Genomic DNA, 15079 nt, shown 5'->3' with positions numbered 1-15079 from the left:
TTCGCGTGGCGAATCATGGCTATGGGTCGCCTTGTCGATTTCCCGGCCCCGTACAAATTTTTGCCGGGGCCACAGTCTGATCATCGACGGCTTGGCATTCTGCAAATCTGTCAGCTACGATGCTAGCGGTGTTCAACGGAAACGGTCGCAGCTCGATGTGCAATCTGTACCGCATGGAAGACAAGGACTGGGTTGCCAAGTGGGCGCAGGACGCCGACAGCCTGATCAACCTGATGCCAGCCTACCAGATGAACCCGAACGAGACAGGACCGATCGTGCGCAACACCGCCGACGGTCGCAAGCAGCTCGTCCATGCGCGGTGGGGCCTGCCGTCGCCACGCTTCGCCCTCGAAAAGGAGGCCGAGAAGAAAGCTGCAAAACTTCGCGCCAAGGGCCAGGAGGTGGATTTCGAAAGGCTTGTCCGCGAGCAGCTCGACAGTGGGACGACGAATGTCCGGAAGCTGAATTTCCCGCATTGGAAGAGATGGTTCGGGGTCGAGAACCGCTGCCTCGTGCCCGTCACGAGTTTTGCCGAGCCTGATCCGGCGAGCAAGCAGGAAGGCGGGAACACGCCGAATGCCTGGTTTGCGCGCGACGAGAGCAAGCCGCTCATGTTTTTCGCGGGCCTCCATGTTCCTCAATGGACCAGCGTGCGAAAGGTCAAGGACGGGCAGACGACGGATGATCTCTACGGCTTTCTGACGACCGACCCGAACGCGATCGTCAAGCCAATCCATGACAAGGCCATGCCGGTGCTGCTGCTGACGAAAGAGGAGACCGATGTCTGGATGAGGGCGGCATGGGACGAAGCTAAGGCGCTTGCCCGGCCGCTGCCAAACGATGCGATCATCGTGACCTCGCGGGAACCCTATGGAGCCACCATCATCACGAAAGCTGGGGAACCTGTCGCGCAGCCGACACTGTTTTGAATGTCTTGCGCACAGTGGGAAAACGAGCGCCTGGCAGGATTATTGCGACGGGCAGCGGTCGCTGGACCACGCCTTCAAGCGGCTCGCCAAGCCGGTGAAACGGGCCGCTTGAGCCTGCGGCCCGTCAGAGATCGTATCGCCGGTCGAGTTCTCGCAGCCCCGCGTGAACCTCATCGATCGAAATTGGTTCGGGCGTGCCTGGAAGGTGACGCAGCCGGTTTGGAATCGACGGCATAATAATCCGATGCCCAGGCGGCGAGGATTGTCCGTTTGTCATCAACGGAAAGTGCCGGTGCCCTCACCACATCGATCGGCCGCCGAAACTGCAGACCCTGGACCAGAACCGCTGGCCCCATCGCCATCACATTGCTGGCCACCTGCTGCAACATGTTGTCCATCATCGGTCACCCTCATCGCACGTGTGGATCTCTATCGCGCCGCGATCGAGACGCGGCTATTGCGTCGGTTGCCGGCGCCAGCAGATCGTGTTTTTCGGCAAAGGCTGCAAACAGGCCGCGCGCGGTTTCTGCTTCGATCTCGCCGCGCAACGCAGCACTGCAAGCCTTCAGCGCAACTGAGTGCGCGGTATCCCTCAGCGACGCCGGCCATTCGGAGAGATGCCGGTAGGCGTCCATCACGCCGCGGACCTGTGCCGGAAAACCGAGGCCGACAAGGATCGTTACAGGCTCTTTGAACATATCGGGTTTCATCGTTTTCCTCCTTCCAACCCGGGAACGCCAACGGGCGCCGCCACAGCGGCGCCCACCTCGATGGATTTTGATCACGCAGCCTTCTGCGCTTCGATCTGTGCCGGAGCAGCCGGCGATGCGAGAACAGGCTCGCTCTGGATGTCGATCTTCCGCGGCTTGAGCGCCTCGGGGATTTCGCGAACGAGTTCGATCGACAGCAGCCCGTTCTTCAGGTCCGCCCCATTCTCCCGGACATGGTCGGCGAGCTCGAACCGATGCTCGAACGGCCGGCCGGCGATGCCGCGATGCAGGTAGCCTTCCGCGGAAGCTTCCTGCTTCTTGCCGGTGACGGTCAGAAGGTTGGACTGGAAGGTGACTTCGAGATCGCCCTCGGCAAAGCCTGCCACCGCGATCGAAATCCGGTAGTGGTCATCGCCGGTCTTGACGATGTCATAGGGCGGCCAGTCACTGGTCGAACGGGCGCGCTGAGCGTTTTCGAGAAGATTGAAGACCCGGTCGAAGCCAACGCTCGAGCGGAACAGCGGTGCGTAGTCGTAAGATGTTGCCATAGCCATATCCTCCTTGAAGCAACATGGGTACGGGATCGCCGAAAGCGGCGCTCCCAGCAAGGCCAGCCCTGTTACCAGCGGCTGGCGGCAATCGATTTGGTTTTTGAGATTTCCGGATTCAAGGGCGCTCGCAGAAAAAATTTTGCCTTGTCCTTAGCTCTGCGTTAGCGGCTCAATCGAGCGCATAAACCGCGGCATTATTCTGGACTTCGCGCAAGCCTTTGTAGGAGGCCTGACGCAAATTGCCGTCGTCGTCCCGCCGCGGATCTCGATCTCGGCAATGAGCGTCGGGGGCGAAGACGTAGTTCTTGCCCTCAACGGCACGACGCGCGTCCGCGTCTCAGCAGATGGTTCGCAGCGCCCATCGGGCGCGCAGGGGATGGGCGACGCCTGCGCCGCCCATCCCCACAGAAAAAAGTTTCGATCTTCTGCACTGTGAGGTATTCATCACAAATCCAAAAGCGCCTGTTTAGCTTCGACGCGTCAATCCCCGGAGTTGCAAAACATCGGGTCGTTCCTCCGGTCCCTGTGCAAAGACCTCGCTGATCCCGTGCGATAGTGTCGTCTGATTCCATAGATCTTGAACAACGAAAACCAAGGAATGGCGCATGTTTGCAATCGTCGGGGCCGCCGGAAGAGTCGGCTATTCAACTTCATTGGCCTTGCGCAAGGCGGGCCAGCCTGTCAGGGCGATCCTTCGGGACGCGACAAAAGCAGCGCGGCTGCGTGAGATTGGGTGCGAGATTGCTCTCGCCGATCTGCAGGATGCGGGCTCCCTCGCCCAAGTGATCGACGATGTAGACGCCGTTCAACTCATCGTCCCGGTGTCGCCGACGGCGCCCGATCCAGCCGGAGATATGCGCCGATCGATCCAAGGTATTGCCAAGGCACTCGACCAGGCGCGCCCAAAGCGGGTGTTAGCCATTTCCGACTATGGCGCGCATGTCGCCGATGACATAGGGATGCCCAGCGTTTTCCGTGAGCTCGAGACGCGACTTACCCAGATCGATAGCCACTTGCTTGTCCTGAGATCGGCAGAACATGTGCACAATTGGAGTCGCGTTATTCCACGGGCGGTTGCCTCCGGCGACTTGATGACCTTTCAAGATCCGGTCGATATGACGCAACCAACGATATCGGCCCAGGATCTGGGCGTGATTGCTGCCGATCTCTTGCTGCGTCCCGACAGTGGAAATAACCTGGAGGTTATCCACGCTGAAGGACCACGCAGATATAGCGCCAGCGATGTTGCGACGGCGGTGAGCCAATTATCGGGCCGGCTGATTCACGCAAGGGCGGTACCTCGCTCGCAATGGAAGGAGGTATTCGAGCGGACCGTGCCAGCGACCCTAGCCGACCTCCTGATTAAAGCCAACGATGCCAAGAACATGGGTGGCTTGATCGACATCGAACCGAACGCCGGCGAGGTTCGCCGCGGCACCACGGAGCTGATCGACGCGTTGCGGCCGCTTTCTTCACCTGAGTAATGTCACCTCAGAAGTGCCGAAGGTCGGGCAAGCGACACCCAAGCCTCAAGCGGGGTCAGCCGGTGTGACCTGTTCATCGCCAGTTCATTCAGTAGGTATAAGCATCTATGCTAGAAGGCGAATGCACCCAAGGGGAATGTCATGGGACTTTTCGACGGTTTGGGCAGTATCGTCAGCGGCGTCTTGAACGACAGACCGGTCAACCTTCTGGTTGTCGCCGAAGACGTTTTCCAGAATGCCGGCGGACTCGATGGCATTCTCACGAAACTCAATCAAAGCGGGCGTGGCCATCAGGTGGCTTCCTGGATCGGCACGGGCGATAGTCTGCCAGTGACCGCGGATCAGATCCGCTTAGCGCTTTCGTCCGAACAGCTGCAGGCTCTCGCCACCAAGTTTGGCATCGTTATTACCAAAGTGCCCGAGCTTCTCGCCGAGCACCTTCCGACCGCCATCGATCAAGCAAGTCCGAACTACCGTCGTCCACGTCCTGACGCAGCGGCGGAAGTGAAGACTGCCACCGTCAACATCACATCGAGGCCATCCCATGTTGAAGAAACTGCTTCTGCCCGCCGCGGGCTCGCTCCTTGCAGCGTTCGTTCTGTCGTCGCCGGCGCACGCCTTGACCATGAAGGAATGCAGCACGAAATATCAGGCAGCGAAGGCCGACGGTTCTGCCGCCAACGTAAAGTGGAACGATTTCCGCGCCAAGTTCTGTGGAGCGGACGCTGCCGCTGACGATAAGGCCGACGAGGCGGATGTCGCTAAGACAACCGACAAAGAGCCGGCGAAGCCGACGACCATGGCGCCGAAAAGCGTCAAGTTCCCGAAAGCGGTCGACAAGAAATACTCTAGTCAGACGCCGGCCAAGGGCCGCCTTCACACCTGCGTCGACGCCTATCACGCCGCCAAGGATGCTGGATCGCTCGGAGATCTGAAGTGGATCCAGAAGGGCGGCGGCTATTGGAGCCTCTGCAACACGAGCATCAAGGCCGCTGGCTGATCGAAGCTGCCTTTAAGTTTCGGAAGACAAAGGCCGCTTCCGCGAGCGGCCTTTTTCTTTTCTCGTTCCTGCCGAAGTAAGAACGCCCTGGCAGGTGCGATCGGTTGGCTTTATGGTCCTGTCTGTCTCCACTGCTTCATAACTGACCAGCCTGGCTAACCGCGGCGCAGGGACGGAACTTTGAGCTTTCCGCGGAAAAGGCCTCGTTTTTCGATCGGTTCGAACACAGCGTCCGGACCTTCTGGGTCCAGAATTTCGTTATCTGCGAGCCATTCCGCAAGGTCCGAAATCTCCGGCGTGAGATATGGGAGCAACGTACGCGAGGCGGGCTGCGCGCCGGGCCCCGGCCTCGTTCTGACTTCTTCAATTGCGCCGATCAGCGATCCACTCCGCTCGACGATTGCCGAGAACTCTTCCACTCCGGTACCAAGGTGCTCGGCGAGCATGTCGTTTCTCAGGTGCAGCAGCCGTTGCGCAAGAGCATCCGAGCCCTGCGCCTCGAACGCCACGTCGCACTCATTGTCGAACCGCATGGACCGGTTATTGAAGTTCGACGAACCGACACGCATCGCCTGGTCGTCGACAATCATGAGCTTGGAATGGACGTAGACGGGAGCGCCCTGCGCCGTTACGGGATGGTAGATGCGAAATCGGTTGCGCCGGTCGTGCCGCCGCAATGATTCCCGCAACCTGGCACGGGCGGTGTCCATTGCGAGCGAACCAAGCCAGTTATCCGCCTCAACCGGATTGATCAGGACAATTTCAGGGCAATCTATTTCCGCGAGCCTGCGCGCCATGGCCTGAGCAACGATGCGGGACGCGAAGTATTGGCTTTCGGCATAAATGACGTCCCGCGCCGACATGATCATATCGACATAGAGCCTCTCAACCTCTGTCACGCGCTGGCGCCCTTCATATTCAGGACTGGTTCGCGAGATCGCGAGATCGACGGCCCCAAAGGCTATCGCCCCGTCGACCCGGGGAAATGCCTGATGCCACTCGGCAGGTTCCAGCTCTTTGCCGCCCGCGAGCTTCCACCGTTCCCGGCAAAGGTCGCCCAGAGCACGCGCGGCCGGGCCGATGCAGTAGCTGGACGCGTCGTGCCACGGGCCATAGAGAACTCCGTTCGGCCGCTTGCGCCGCTGATCGTTGTCGAGGTGCTCGCGCGTGTCCCAACGATCCGTGGTGACGTCTATGCCGCCGCAAAACGCGAGGCTGTCATCGACGACCAGAATCTTCTGATGGTGCGAGCTGCCTACCGGGTGGTTGCCGTCCAGCCTGACTGAAATACGCGGGTGCAGTTTCCAGCGCAGCAAGTATGGAACATTCGAAAACTTGGCCCAATTCGCCAGAAAAGCAGGATTCCAAAGGAGCAGTCGGATTTCCAGATCTGAATTTCGCCTCGCGAGCCAGAGTAGAAAATCACCGACTGCGCGAGGCCCCTCTTCGCTGACATCGGGGTGTCCGAGAGTGACACGAGCGTCGAAATCCCAGCCAACCAAGAAGATGGAACGCTTCGCGGCCTTCATTGCTGCACGCGCTGCGGCAAAATAGCAGTCCGCATCAATCAGTAAAGCAAACTCGTCGGCACGCTCGATCCGCCAGCAATTTTCGGGCGGGTTTAGCAGCGGCTGCGGCGCCATTCGTTCTCCAATACTCGAGTTAGGCTTCAAGCACGGACATAGAGAGGACACTTAACACGCGGATGCCATGACATGTCTCACAATTTCCCTCTCTCAAGCGTAACGAGGAGCCCGTGATCGTAGTTCCCGTTGATCAGGACGCTGGCGACTTCAACAACGGGCAACATCGGGGGAACGGTCTGTGTGCGATGCCCGTTCGAAATGATCCGGCCGGCCGCATGAATCGGACGCGTGTACGGTCGTGTCAGGACGCGTGTCCCGAAACCGCTTGGAACAAAGACGCTCGCTCGCGTGCTCTTGTGACCATCAGGCCATCAGGCCCGCGATCGAGCCAGATTTCGTGGACCAGTTCGTTTTTCCTCGCGAGGCCCTACTTCAAAAACCACCTCTCGAAAGAAAGGCGCGATGGCCGCAACGGGCGACGGCAGACTACCGTTCAATGGCATCGAGGCTGCGTATTGCCTGCGACTGGGATATGTCACGTGCGCTAATGAGGGGTGCCGATCAGTGGCTGGATGTCGTCGAAGTTGCCGTTGCTGGCGGCATCGTACGCATTCAGGCTCCTCCCGCCGCCGCGCGTCCCAAACTCCGTCAACTGCACCAATATCGCCCGAGCGCGCTGTACCGCTGTCCCTTCGTCCAGATACCCGCCGTCGGCAACGTGGACGGCGACCGCGTCGCCATCGTCGCCGACGAAGTCGATCCGCCCGCCAGTGTGTTGATGGGCCACTTTGGTGTCTGTCAGATGCATGACTCACCCCGCCTTCCGACCTTTGAGGTCCGCCTGGATGCTCTTTTTCAATGCGTCCAAGATATTGACGACGTTCGATGCGGGCGCTGTCGCTGTTTTACCCTTTGCGGTCTTCTTGGGTTTAAGCAGCTTCTTCTTTTCCTCGATCAGCTTCAGCAGGCTGGCCTGGATCGGGTCGCTGACCATATTCGTCGTCCAGCGGGCTGACTTCTGCTTGATGAGTTTCTGGACAAGGGGAATGAGATCGGGATCGGCTTCGGCCTCGATGTCCTCGAAGTAACTCTCCTCCGGACGTACTTCGTCGCCGAACCGCAGCGACCACAGAACAATGCCTTCGTCGCGGGGCTCAAGGATGACGGCACGCTCGCGGCGGCCCATGACGAGCTTCGAAACACCGACGACCTTGTCGGCCTTCATCGCGTCCCTGATCACGGCAAAAGCCTCGTTCCCGACCGCGTCGTCAGGCATCAGATAATGAGGCTTCTCCAAGTAGACCCACTCTATGCTGTCGGCCGGGACAAACTTTTCGATGTCGATGGTTTTCACAGTGTCGAGCGCCACCCTGTCCAGATCGTCGTCGGTGAGGATCACGTAGTCGTTCTCGCCGCGTGCGTAGCCTTTGGCTTCGTTCTCGTCTTTCACAGGTTTGCCCGTGACAGAATCGACGTACTGCGAGACGACCCGGTTTCCTGTATCGCGATTGAGGGTGTGGAAGCGAACCTTCTCGCTCTCGCTGGTCGCTGGGGTCATCGCAACGGGGCACGTGACCAACGAGAGTTTCAGGTAGCCTTTCCAATAATAACGCGGTGCCATGGGTCAATCTCCTCAGCTAGCCTTGCGACGCGGGGTGGTTCCAGCAGAAGCGGTCTTCGAAGCTGGTCCGCGTGTGGCGCGCTGCCGGCCAGTGCCCTGATTGGCGTTGGCGGCAGTGCGCTTCGGCTTGTCCGCTGTGGCCTTCATCATCCCTGCGCTTTCGCGCAGGGCGGCGAGAAGATCGTTCGGCTTCGACACTTCGACCTTCTTCGGCTTCGGCAACGCCTTGCCCTCGATCTTCGCCTTGACCAGGTCGGCAAGAGCGGCTTCATAGCGATCATCGAAGGTCGCAGGGTCGAAGGTTCCCTTCTTGGTGCCGATGATGTGCTTGGCTAGATCGAGCATCTCCCCCTCGATCTTGAGCTTGGGGATTTCCTCAAAGGCCTTCTTCGAATCCCGTACCTCGTAGTCATAGTTCATGGTCGTCGCGATAAGGCCTTTGCCATGCGGCCGTATGAGCACGGCCCGCATTCGCCGGAAGAGAACCGTGCGCGCTATGGCGACGACATTCGACTTCTTCATGCCGTCGCGCAGAGCTGCGAAGGCGTCGCTACCCACCTTGTCAGGGGTCAGGTAGTAGGGCTTGTCGAAATAGACGTCGTCCACATTTGAGCAGGGAATGAAGGCATCAATCTCGAGGGTCTTGTTGCTTTCAGGGATCGTCGCGGCAACTTCCTCTGGATCGATGATAATGTACTGGCCAGTTTCGACCTCGAAGCCTTTTGTCTGTTGCTCCTTCGGAACCGGGTCCTTTGTCTCGCTGTCGATGAAGATGCGGTTCACCCTGTTCCCGGATGCCTTATTGATCGTGTTGAATGTAATGCGCTCTGACGTGCTTGCCGCCGTATAAAGCGCTACTCCGAAGGAGACCTCACCGAATTTTACGAAGCCCTTCCACTGCGCGCGATGCCCTGTTGCCATGACGTTTCTCCGAATCACCTTGTCGCGACTCAAAGACGTCTCAGGATGATTCGTTCCGACTCGAAACGAATCATTTTTCAATAACTTACAGAATTGCGTTCACAGATTGATTCCGGGTTGAAAGCATATCAGAAGTTACGCCATGCGCTTTGCGCGGAGCGTCCAACCGAGCGGCGAGGAATGAACGGCAACACCGTCGTCCTCTTCTTCCATCCGAAGCTGGTCACGATCCAATCCGGCGGCACGATCCCTGGCAGTTCTTCGGTGCAGAGAAACTCGGTCAAGGCGTCGCCAGTAACGAGACTACCGCGTGATTCCCGCCCGCAATGCTTCAGTGTCCATAGGTTACCGCTCGTCATCCTGATCCCGCTCGTCCGATAATGCATAGCGGGTTTAGTGTCGCTTCAGCGCAGCATGACGGACATTGTTGTTTCCGAGGAACCACTGGAATCGTAGCGAGTTTCTTTTTGCGAACCTTCATCAAGGAGAAACCCAATGGCAAAGACACAGACTTCCCGAGGCCGCGTACAAGATCGCGCCCGCGTAGCGGGCGGCCAGGATCACGAGGTGAAATACGAAGCGGAGAAGGAAGGCGTCTCCAAGGATACCGTCAGAAAGGCGGTCAAGAGCGCCGGAAACTCCCGAAAGAAAGTCGAAGCCGAAATCGGCCGACGCTGATCCGTGTGCTGACGCTCTCAGGGTCTCTCGACCCGGCGACCTCTTGCCTCGCCACGTCGAGGCAGGAGCCTTTATGAGGTCTTCGATGACAAGGGGCGCTCCAAACGACTATCGCATCATGTCGAAAGCTGTCCGGGAATGGTATCGGTACTATGAGGTCGAATGGGACGATCAGGCGTCCTCGTTTCTCTGCGATGCGGCGATCGAGCTATACGACCGCGGCTGCCGATCGGTAGAGGAGATGGCGACGATCTTGATCGGGACCTATGTGGGGCTGGCCGCCACTCGAATCAACGCGCCATCTTCCGACTCTTTGCACTGATTCCTATGATCCGTGGCAACCGGATGGCCCGATATTCACGAGCGCCCTCGGTCCCACTGCCTGGTGACGGCCGAAACCCAAAATGGCGGGCGGCCTCAACAAGCCCGTAGAAATCCGGCCCAGAGCGTGCGCTATCGGGTAGTTGAGCCGACAGAAGGTACCTCGATCTCAATAAGAAGCCCATCATTCGTCCAGGTTTTCTCGACACGCCCTTTCAGCTGTTTTTCAACCATCGCGCCGACAATCACCGTGCCAAAACCTTTTTTGGTAGAGGTCGGCGCCGTAGCAACACCCGCCTCCTGCCAGCGAAGCTTGAAGCCGGCGCCGGACGGTCCGTGCATCCAGCTGATTGAGAGCCTGCCTTGTGGCGCGGCAAGCGCACCGTGGCGAGCCGCATTGACGGCGAGCTCGTGGAGAACGAGCGCGACCGGTTGGACAACCGGCGCCGGCAACCTGACATCAGGTCCGCTAAAGACGGCACGGGTTGCCGAAAATGGCGTGACCTGCAACCGCACGAGTTCCTCGACCGAAATACTCGCCCATCGTCGTTCAGCCAACAAATTATGGGCACGGGCAAGCGCCTGCACGCGGTGCTGGATAGCTGCTGCATAAAGGGCTGGATCATCGGCGTTGCTGAGGCGAACGATACTGTCAACAATGGCGAGGACATTCTTCGACCGGTGATCGACCTCCATGAGCAGGCGATGCTCGGAAGCTTCCAGCGCCTCAATCCGCCGGTACTCCGTCATGTCGATTTGCGACCCAAAGAAATACAGGATTCTTCCATCATCGCCATGGATAGGGCTCAGGTGCACGCGATTCCAGAACGGCTCCCCGCTTTTCTTATAGTTCAAGATTTCGACGCTGGCCTCGCGCTCGTCGGCGATGCCCGCTCGAATTTCGGCGACAGCGATCGGAGATGTCGCCGGACCCTGAAGGAAACGGCAATTGCGGCCCAACACCTCTTCCGCGGAGTAACCTGTCAGTTCGAGGAATGATTTGTTTGCCAGCACGATCGGCAGATCCGGCCTACGTGCGTCGGTGACAACCATCGGCATCCTTGTTCGTTCAAACGCGATGGCTGCCAGGTCTTTTCGATCAACCAAGGCTGCTTTTGACGATGCCGAAGGCAAATCTCCGTGCAGTTTTCTTGTTAAATGGCTGGCCATGCTTCCACGCTTTATCAGACGTCGACAAATAACGTCACGCGTGTTCCTTTGTTTCCCACGCTGATCATCTTTTCAGCTCAGATCGATGGCTTCCTTACGCGAACATCACGGCTTCGATGGTAATGCGGCGATGTCGGGTATAGTGTTGAGAAAGATCATCCGCTCATGACCTGATGGATCAGGCGAAACATGTCATGAACCCTTTTTCCAATTCCAGTCGCGCCAGGGAACGCTTCCTCGAAGCCATCCTCCAGAGTGCCATCGAATATGCGATCATCTCCGTGGATCTCGATCACAGGGTGACCACATGGAATGAGGGAGCGCGCAGGATCCTTGGATGGGACGAGGCTGAAATCATTGGCCAGCCGGTCGGCGTAATTTTCACACAGGCAGACCGCGAGACTGGGGTTCCCCAGCGGGAAATGACCGCTGCTTTGATCGATGGCCACGGAGACGATGAACGCTGGCACGTTCGAAAGGACGGCTCGTTATTCTGGGCATCAGGCCAGCTCATGACGCTGAGGTCGGATGACGGCGAACTCGAAGGATTCGTAAAGATCCTCAGGGATCGAACGGAGCAGCGTGAAAATGAGCAGCGACAGCACGTCCTCATGCACGAGCTCTCGCACCGCATCAAGAATACGCTGGCCGTCGTTCAGGCAATTATCAGCCAGTCATTCAGAAGTGCCGGCAGCATGAAGGATGCGGAGCAGTCGATATCGGCGCGCGTCAACGCCTATGCCCACGCGCATGACATTTTGCTGCAGAAGAACTGGCTGTCAGCGACCATGGACACGATCGTCGAGGCGACCGCAGTCAATCTCGGACTTGGGTCGGACCGTCTCAAAGCAAGTGGTCCCACAGTCACGCTGAACCCCCAGGCGGTGTTAGCGTTCTCTCTCGTGCTGCACGAGCTTGTCACGAACGCGACGAAGTACGGGGCCCTGTCGGTTGATACCGGAGTGATCGAAATCGAGTGGTCTCTGCGTCAGGAAGCGGGCGCCGACCACCTCACCCTCCGTTGGCGAGAGCGCGGCGGTCCGACGGTGGAAGCGCCGAAAAGGAGGGGCTTCGGCTCCCGGCTCATCAATTCCAGCCTGTCTGCGTTCGGAAAAGTCTCTGTTGATTATGCCCCGACAGGCCTGATCCTCAGCCTCGACGCGTCGCTCCAGAGCCTGCAAGATCAAAATTGCTCCGACTCTCCAATGTAGGTGCGGCGCTACCCTTGCAAATATCTGCTCCGCGCACGCGAGAACGATGACGCCGACCATCGAAGCCTCCGATGGCCGGTCATGGCGCCTGATATCGCTCCTAGCCTTGAGGAAATCCAGTCTCTTGAAGAAGCTCTTCACCGCCAAGAGATAAGCGGTTGCAGGGAGGCGGTCGAGATTTTGCTCGCGGAAGGTTTCGTTGAGTTTGGAGCTTCTGGCAGCGTATACGACCGAACAACGATCATCGATCTTCTTGTGCAAGAGGGCGGTCACCGATGAAGGCGATCTCCGATCAGTTGCACCACACAGACGTCAAGGCAAGCTACGGCCTGATCGTGCCTTGATGGAAAAACATTTGCCACTTGAGCCCGTCGTGTTTCCAGACGGAGCTTCGCAGCACACGCCGCTTTGAACCATTTGGATAAGAGCGCTCTGTCTCGTAGGTCAGAAGCACAGCGTCATTCGAGATAGGCTTCACGCTGGTCAATGCTGGCACCTCATAGGTATACCAACTGAATTTACCAACGGTGCAGCTCCATGCAACCATCGGGCCTGCGTTTCTTCGGTGCCGCTTGCTCCATAATGCGGGAAAAATTCGAGTGCGGCGGCCGGCAGTTTGTGCGAGTCCTGCTAGTCTGGCCCGACGTCGTAAAAGCTGAACGTTCGTGTACGGCCTCCGAGAGCATCTCTAAGGCTTCCTGGGATCGCGGCGCGGGGATTCGCATCTCGGCCGATAATACGCGCAGTGTGCTGCTCCATTTATTCCCGTCGCTGGAAGCCAATCGATCACCTCAAGCGTTCAGTGGAAGGTAGGCCCGCTCGCGACGCGATGCGTTCTTGCGCGGCGTTCTTGGCTGCCATGGACAGCGCATCCACTATTCTTTCGGGGTTCGTCCGCATGGTGGCGACAGGTCGCCCCTCCGGGTTCTCGATGAGGCCAGGATTCACGGTGAAATAAGCCACCCCAAGTCCGAACTCGGAAAAGAGCGCGCGGGCAATGGACGGCCCGGTGAGTCCATCCCCAAGCCGGACGTCGATGATGGCGATGTCTGCTTCGGCGCCGAGCTCCAGAGCCTCTGACATAGTCCCCGCGATGCCAGTGATTTCGAATCCGGCGTCGATCGCGACGTCCTCGATCGCCAGAGCGATTCCCAATTCGTCTTCGACGATGAGCAGGCGCATGATTCGTCTCCGGGGCTCCAAAAATCGGCGGGGCGCTCTTTGGCGTCGCCAATCGAAAACACTCCCCCCCACAAGCGGTTCCACGTGTAAGACTTGAGTCGGAGCTATCCCCCAACCAAGGTCCGAGATCCGGGATTCCACTGACAACATCATCCTCACACGCGGGAGAAGGCCGTCCGAGAGCCGGCTACACGCCTTGAATTCCAGTACCGCAGCCCCCTTCTCCATCGAAGACCGCGCCGGAGCGTAGACGATCTTCGGCGGCACCCACTCGACGAGCAGCGGAGGCCTTCCCTCGCCGCCCGCCTCGAGGACGCGCCAGCGTCTGGGCGCAGGGCGCCGTCGTTTCAGTCGATCGTCCAGTCGACCTCGTCGCGGCCGCAGAAACATCCCTGGGCACTATGAGGGTGGATTGGATTCTCCGTTCCCGTTTGCAGGCGGCGCACCATGAGGCATGTTCATTTATAAGAATTCTGATATCTTCCGCGCTCGAACGGGAGTGAGCGTTATGTTTACCGCGAGTTTGATTCCGGAAGCCTATTACTGGGCGCGTTCAGCAAAGCACTTCGACGGGAAGCTCACCGTTGTGAAAGTCTCGACTGTCTTCGGAGAAGATCCCAACTATTGGACCCTTGCACTGCTGGGCACCGACCAGCACGCAATGCCATGCGATTTCGAAATCATCGGACCATTGGCACTCCCGGAGGAGAACTCCTTGCGGCAAGCCGCCCAGTAGTATTTTCGAACGCAACCGAACCGGTTCTTTAAAAGGCTTATCCCGTTCGTACAGGAGCGGAAGATTGGGCTGGGCGGGATCTCGGGGCCGGCGCGGACGACTGCGAACTGAAAATTGATGGCCGCCCAACGTACAGGAGACTCTTTGCTTAGGGTTTAGCAAGTGATCGCTGAGCGGCCGAGCTAACAATAGCAAACTGTTAATACAAATTGTAGTTATAATCTTCGCGTTATGCTTTTCTACCTTGCTTTGAATTTAGTAGAACCTAATAAAAATGCGGAAACAATGACATGTAAATATAATATTAATTGCAAATGGTGGAGAAAGGAGCATTATTTTTCGAATGCGCGAAGACGCGCTGTATTAAACACCCCTCCATCTTGATCCCGCCTTGGCGGGTTTTTCTTTACTACTATTCGAGCCAATGATGACCGCCCTTGCTCGCTCTAGGCCGCGCAATGCATGAATCAAATGCTTGCGTTGGAACTTTTCTTTATTTTCCGGGTTGCGATTACATGGATGTGCTTGCTACGTCGCACGTCCGTGTTTGTCCAACTAGAGCCCCGCGCGAATGCGGGGCTTTTTTCGACGGCGGACCAGCTTGGCTGCGGCTGCTATCTACGCTTCTCGAAAAAATTGATCCCCCGAAGTTGGGTGTCCAACTTTCGGGGGTCAGTTCAGCACGCGGGGCTTTTTTTGTTCGCGGTCGCCTCCGCTCCGGGAACCCCCAGGTCGTTATGGGTTTTGACGATGGGCCGCGCGGCTATCTCCGCAAGTAGCTTTTCGTTCCGGCGTCGGTCATGCAGTACCTTCCTCCGCGCGGACCCGTGCAATACGCGCCGGACCGGCAGGGGTTCTGTCGCAAATTTTTAGCAAGGTCGCAGAACCAGCTGACGCTGGACACACCTACGCAGCGAGTGAAGCGAATTGCTGAAATGGCGATTGGCCACTGGGTGAAAATTGGCCCTTGCGGATCATG

General features: G+C 58.2%; 17 protein-coding genes and 3 pseudogenes. 9 read left to right on the top strand and 11 right to left on the bottom strand.

Going from position 1 to position 15079, the window contains the following annotated elements:
• The first annotated feature begins 155 nt into the window (after positions 1-155).
• Positions 156-929 (top strand): SOS response-associated peptidase family protein, encoded by a 774-nt coding sequence (locus HJB84_RS32130; protein WP_207586114.1) that lies wholly within the window; start codon positions 156-158, stop codon positions 927-929.
• A gap of 124 nt (positions 930-1053) precedes the next feature.
• On the opposite strand, the pseudogene HJB84_RS32125 reads toward HJB84_RS32130, so the two are convergent.
• The 4 genes and pseudogenes from HJB84_RS32125 to HJB84_RS33895 all read right to left on the bottom strand — a co-directional run.
• Positions 1054-1330 (bottom strand): annotated as a pseudogene (locus HJB84_RS32125) (hypothetical protein).
• Between the two features lie 9 nt (positions 1331-1339).
• On the bottom strand, positions 1340-1639 hold the full coding sequence (locus HJB84_RS32120) for a DUF982 domain-containing protein (RefSeq protein WP_207586112.1): 300 nt from the start codon (positions 1637-1639) through the stop codon (positions 1340-1342).
• A 71-nt stretch (positions 1640-1710) separates the two neighbouring features.
• Positions 1711-2187 carry an Hsp20 family protein gene (locus HJB84_RS32115; protein ID WP_207586111.1) on the bottom strand — a complete coding sequence of 159 codons (477 nt, stop codon included), beginning with the start codon at positions 2185-2187 and terminating at the stop codon, positions 1711-1713.
• Between the two features lie 172 nt (positions 2188-2359).
• A pseudogene (locus HJB84_RS33895) lies at positions 2360-2529 on the bottom strand (ATP-dependent DNA ligase); the annotation flags it as partial.
• 266 nt (positions 2530-2795) lie between these two features.
• Between HJB84_RS33895 and HJB84_RS32110 the strand changes: the two are divergent.
• From HJB84_RS32110 to HJB84_RS32100, 3 genes and pseudogenes are all read left to right on the top strand, one after another.
• Positions 2796-3674, top strand: coding sequence for an NAD(P)H-binding protein (locus HJB84_RS32110; protein ID WP_207586110.1), 879 nt, complete (start codon positions 2796-2798; stop codon positions 3672-3674).
• A 141-nt stretch (positions 3675-3815) separates the two neighbouring features.
• A pseudogene (locus HJB84_RS32105) lies at positions 3816-4145 on the top strand (YidB family protein); the annotation flags it as partial.
• 73 nt (positions 4146-4218) lie between these two features.
• The gene (locus HJB84_RS32100; protein WP_221117864.1) at positions 4219-4674 is read left to right on the top strand and encodes a hypothetical protein; all 456 of its coding nucleotides are present in this window, start codon (positions 4219-4221) and stop codon (positions 4672-4674) included.
• A gap of 155 nt (positions 4675-4829) precedes the next feature.
• On the opposite strand, the gene HJB84_RS32095 is transcribed toward HJB84_RS32100, so the two are convergent.
• The 5 genes from HJB84_RS32095 to HJB84_RS32075 all read right to left on the bottom strand — a co-directional run bounded on the left by HJB84_RS32095 (position 4830) and on the right by HJB84_RS32075 (position 9086).
• Entirely contained in the window at positions 4830-6317 is a 1488-nt protein-coding gene (locus HJB84_RS32095) for a phospholipase D-like domain-containing protein (protein ID WP_221117863.1), read from the bottom strand.
• 487 nt (positions 6318-6804) lie between these two features.
• Positions 6805-7068 carry a hypothetical protein gene (locus tag HJB84_RS32090; RefSeq protein WP_207586107.1) on the bottom strand — a complete coding sequence of 88 codons (264 nt, stop codon included), beginning with the start codon at positions 7066-7068 and terminating at the stop codon, positions 6805-6807.
• Between the two features lie 3 nt (positions 7069-7071).
• Complete coding sequence (locus tag HJB84_RS32085; RefSeq protein WP_221117862.1) at positions 7072-7881, bottom strand: Ku protein; 810 nt, start codon at positions 7879-7881, stop codon at positions 7072-7074.
• 12 nt (positions 7882-7893) lie between these two features.
• Entirely contained in the window at positions 7894-8802 is a 909-nt protein-coding gene (locus tag HJB84_RS32080; RefSeq protein ID WP_207586105.1) for a Ku protein, read from the bottom strand.
• Positions 8803-8930: 128 nt separating this feature from the next.
• A complete protein-coding gene (locus HJB84_RS32075) occupies positions 8931-9086 on the bottom strand; it encodes a hypothetical protein (protein WP_207586104.1) in 156 nt (51 codons plus the stop codon).
• A gap of 211 nt (positions 9087-9297) precedes the next feature.
• On the opposite strand from HJB84_RS32075, the gene HJB84_RS32070 reads away from it, so the two are divergent.
• Positions 9298-9480, top strand: coding sequence for a DUF3606 domain-containing protein (locus HJB84_RS32070; protein WP_221117861.1), 183 nt, complete (start codon positions 9298-9300; stop codon positions 9478-9480).
• Between the two features lie 85 nt (positions 9481-9565).
• On the top strand, positions 9566-9802 hold the full coding sequence (locus tag HJB84_RS32065; protein WP_207586102.1) for a hypothetical protein: 237 nt from the start codon (positions 9566-9568) through the stop codon (positions 9800-9802).
• 131 nt (positions 9803-9933) lie between these two features.
• Here HJB84_RS32065 and HJB84_RS32060 read toward each other — a convergent pair whose 3' ends face one another.
• On the bottom strand, positions 9934-10971 hold the full coding sequence (locus HJB84_RS32060; RefSeq protein ID WP_207586101.1) for a PAS domain-containing protein: 1038 nt from the start codon (positions 10969-10971) through the stop codon (positions 9934-9936).
• Positions 10972-11165: 194 nt separating this feature from the next.
• Here HJB84_RS32060 and HJB84_RS32055 point away from each other — a divergent pair, with 194 nt between their 5' ends.
• The gene (locus HJB84_RS32055; protein ID WP_207586100.1) at positions 11166-12182 is read left to right on the top strand and encodes a sensor histidine kinase; all 1017 of its coding nucleotides are present in this window, start codon (positions 11166-11168) and stop codon (positions 12180-12182) included.
• Positions 12183-12263: 81 nt separating this feature from the next.
• Positions 12264-12461 (top strand): DUF4440 domain-containing protein, encoded by a 198-nt coding sequence (locus HJB84_RS32050; RefSeq protein WP_207586099.1) that lies wholly within the window; start codon positions 12264-12266, stop codon positions 12459-12461.
• 507 nt (positions 12462-12968) lie between these two features.
• Here the strand turns inward: HJB84_RS32050 and HJB84_RS32045 are convergent.
• Positions 12969-13364 carry a response regulator gene (locus tag HJB84_RS32045; RefSeq protein ID WP_207586098.1) on the bottom strand — a complete coding sequence of 132 codons (396 nt, stop codon included), beginning with the start codon at positions 13362-13364 and terminating at the stop codon, positions 12969-12971.
• 508 nt (positions 13365-13872) lie between these two features.
• Between HJB84_RS32045 and HJB84_RS32040 the strand changes: the two genes are divergently transcribed.
• Positions 13873-14100, top strand: coding sequence for a hypothetical protein (locus HJB84_RS32040; RefSeq protein ID WP_221117860.1), 228 nt, complete (start codon positions 13873-13875; stop codon positions 14098-14100).
• Positions 14101-15079: the final 979 nt, after the last annotated feature.

Origin of the sequence: Rhizobium sp. NZLR1b, assembly GCF_019685155.1 — a bacterium.
GTDB lineage: Bacteria > Pseudomonadota > Alphaproteobacteria > Rhizobiales > Rhizobiaceae > Rhizobium.
The sequence above is the reverse complement of the archived record's forward strand: the minus strand, read 5'-3'. Positions and strand labels throughout refer to the sequence as shown.

Excerpts from the sequence above, each read along its gene's own strand:
- HJB84_RS32100 (WP_221117864.1), top strand. The coding sequence starts at position 4,219 with ATGTTGAAGAAACTGCTTCTGCCCGCCGCGGGCTCGCTCCTTGCAGCG.
- HJB84_RS32115 (WP_207586111.1), bottom strand. The coding sequence starts at position 2,187 with ATGGCAACATCTTACGACTACGCACCGCTGTTCCGCTCGAGCGTTGGC.
- HJB84_RS32050 (WP_207586099.1), top strand. The coding sequence starts at position 12,264 with ATGGCGCCTGATATCGCTCCTAGCCTTGAGGAAATCCAGTCTCTTGAA.
- HJB84_RS32070 (WP_221117861.1), top strand. The coding sequence starts at position 9,298 with ATGGCAAAGACACAGACTTCCCGAGGCCGCGTACAAGATCGCGCCCGC.
- HJB84_RS32095 (WP_221117863.1), bottom strand. The coding sequence starts at position 6,317 with ATGGCGCCGCAGCCGCTGCTAAACCCGCCCGAAAATTGCTGGCGGATC.
- HJB84_RS32085 (WP_221117862.1), bottom strand. The coding sequence starts at position 7,881 with ATGGCACCGCGTTATTATTGGAAAGGCTACCTGAAACTCTCGTTGGTC.
- HJB84_RS32130 (WP_207586114.1), top strand. The coding sequence starts at position 156 with ATGTGCAATCTGTACCGCATGGAAGACAAGGACTGGGTTGCCAAGTGG.
- HJB84_RS32080 (WP_207586105.1), bottom strand. The coding sequence starts at position 8,802 with ATGGCAACAGGGCATCGCGCGCAGTGGAAGGGCTTCGTAAAATTCGGT.
- HJB84_RS32040 (WP_221117860.1), top strand. The coding sequence starts at position 13,873 with ATGTTTACCGCGAGTTTGATTCCGGAAGCCTATTACTGGGCGCGTTCA.
- HJB84_RS32045 (WP_207586098.1), bottom strand. The coding sequence starts at position 13,364 with ATGCGCCTGCTCATCGTCGAAGACGAATTGGGAATCGCTCTGGCGATC.
- HJB84_RS32060 (WP_207586101.1), bottom strand. The coding sequence starts at position 10,971 with ATGGCCAGCCATTTAACAAGAAAACTGCACGGAGATTTGCCTTCGGCA.
- HJB84_RS32090 (WP_207586107.1), bottom strand. The coding sequence starts at position 7,068 with ATGCATCTGACAGACACCAAAGTGGCCCATCAACACACTGGCGGGCGG.
- HJB84_RS32110 (WP_207586110.1), top strand. The coding sequence starts at position 2,796 with ATGTTTGCAATCGTCGGGGCCGCCGGAAGAGTCGGCTATTCAACTTCA.
- HJB84_RS32120 (WP_207586112.1), bottom strand. The coding sequence starts at position 1,639 with ATGAAACCCGATATGTTCAAAGAGCCTGTAACGATCCTTGTCGGCCTC.
- HJB84_RS32055 (WP_207586100.1), top strand. The coding sequence starts at position 11,166 with ATGAACCCTTTTTCCAATTCCAGTCGCGCCAGGGAACGCTTCCTCGAA.
- HJB84_RS32065 (WP_207586102.1), top strand. The coding sequence starts at position 9,566 with ATGACAAGGGGCGCTCCAAACGACTATCGCATCATGTCGAAAGCTGTC.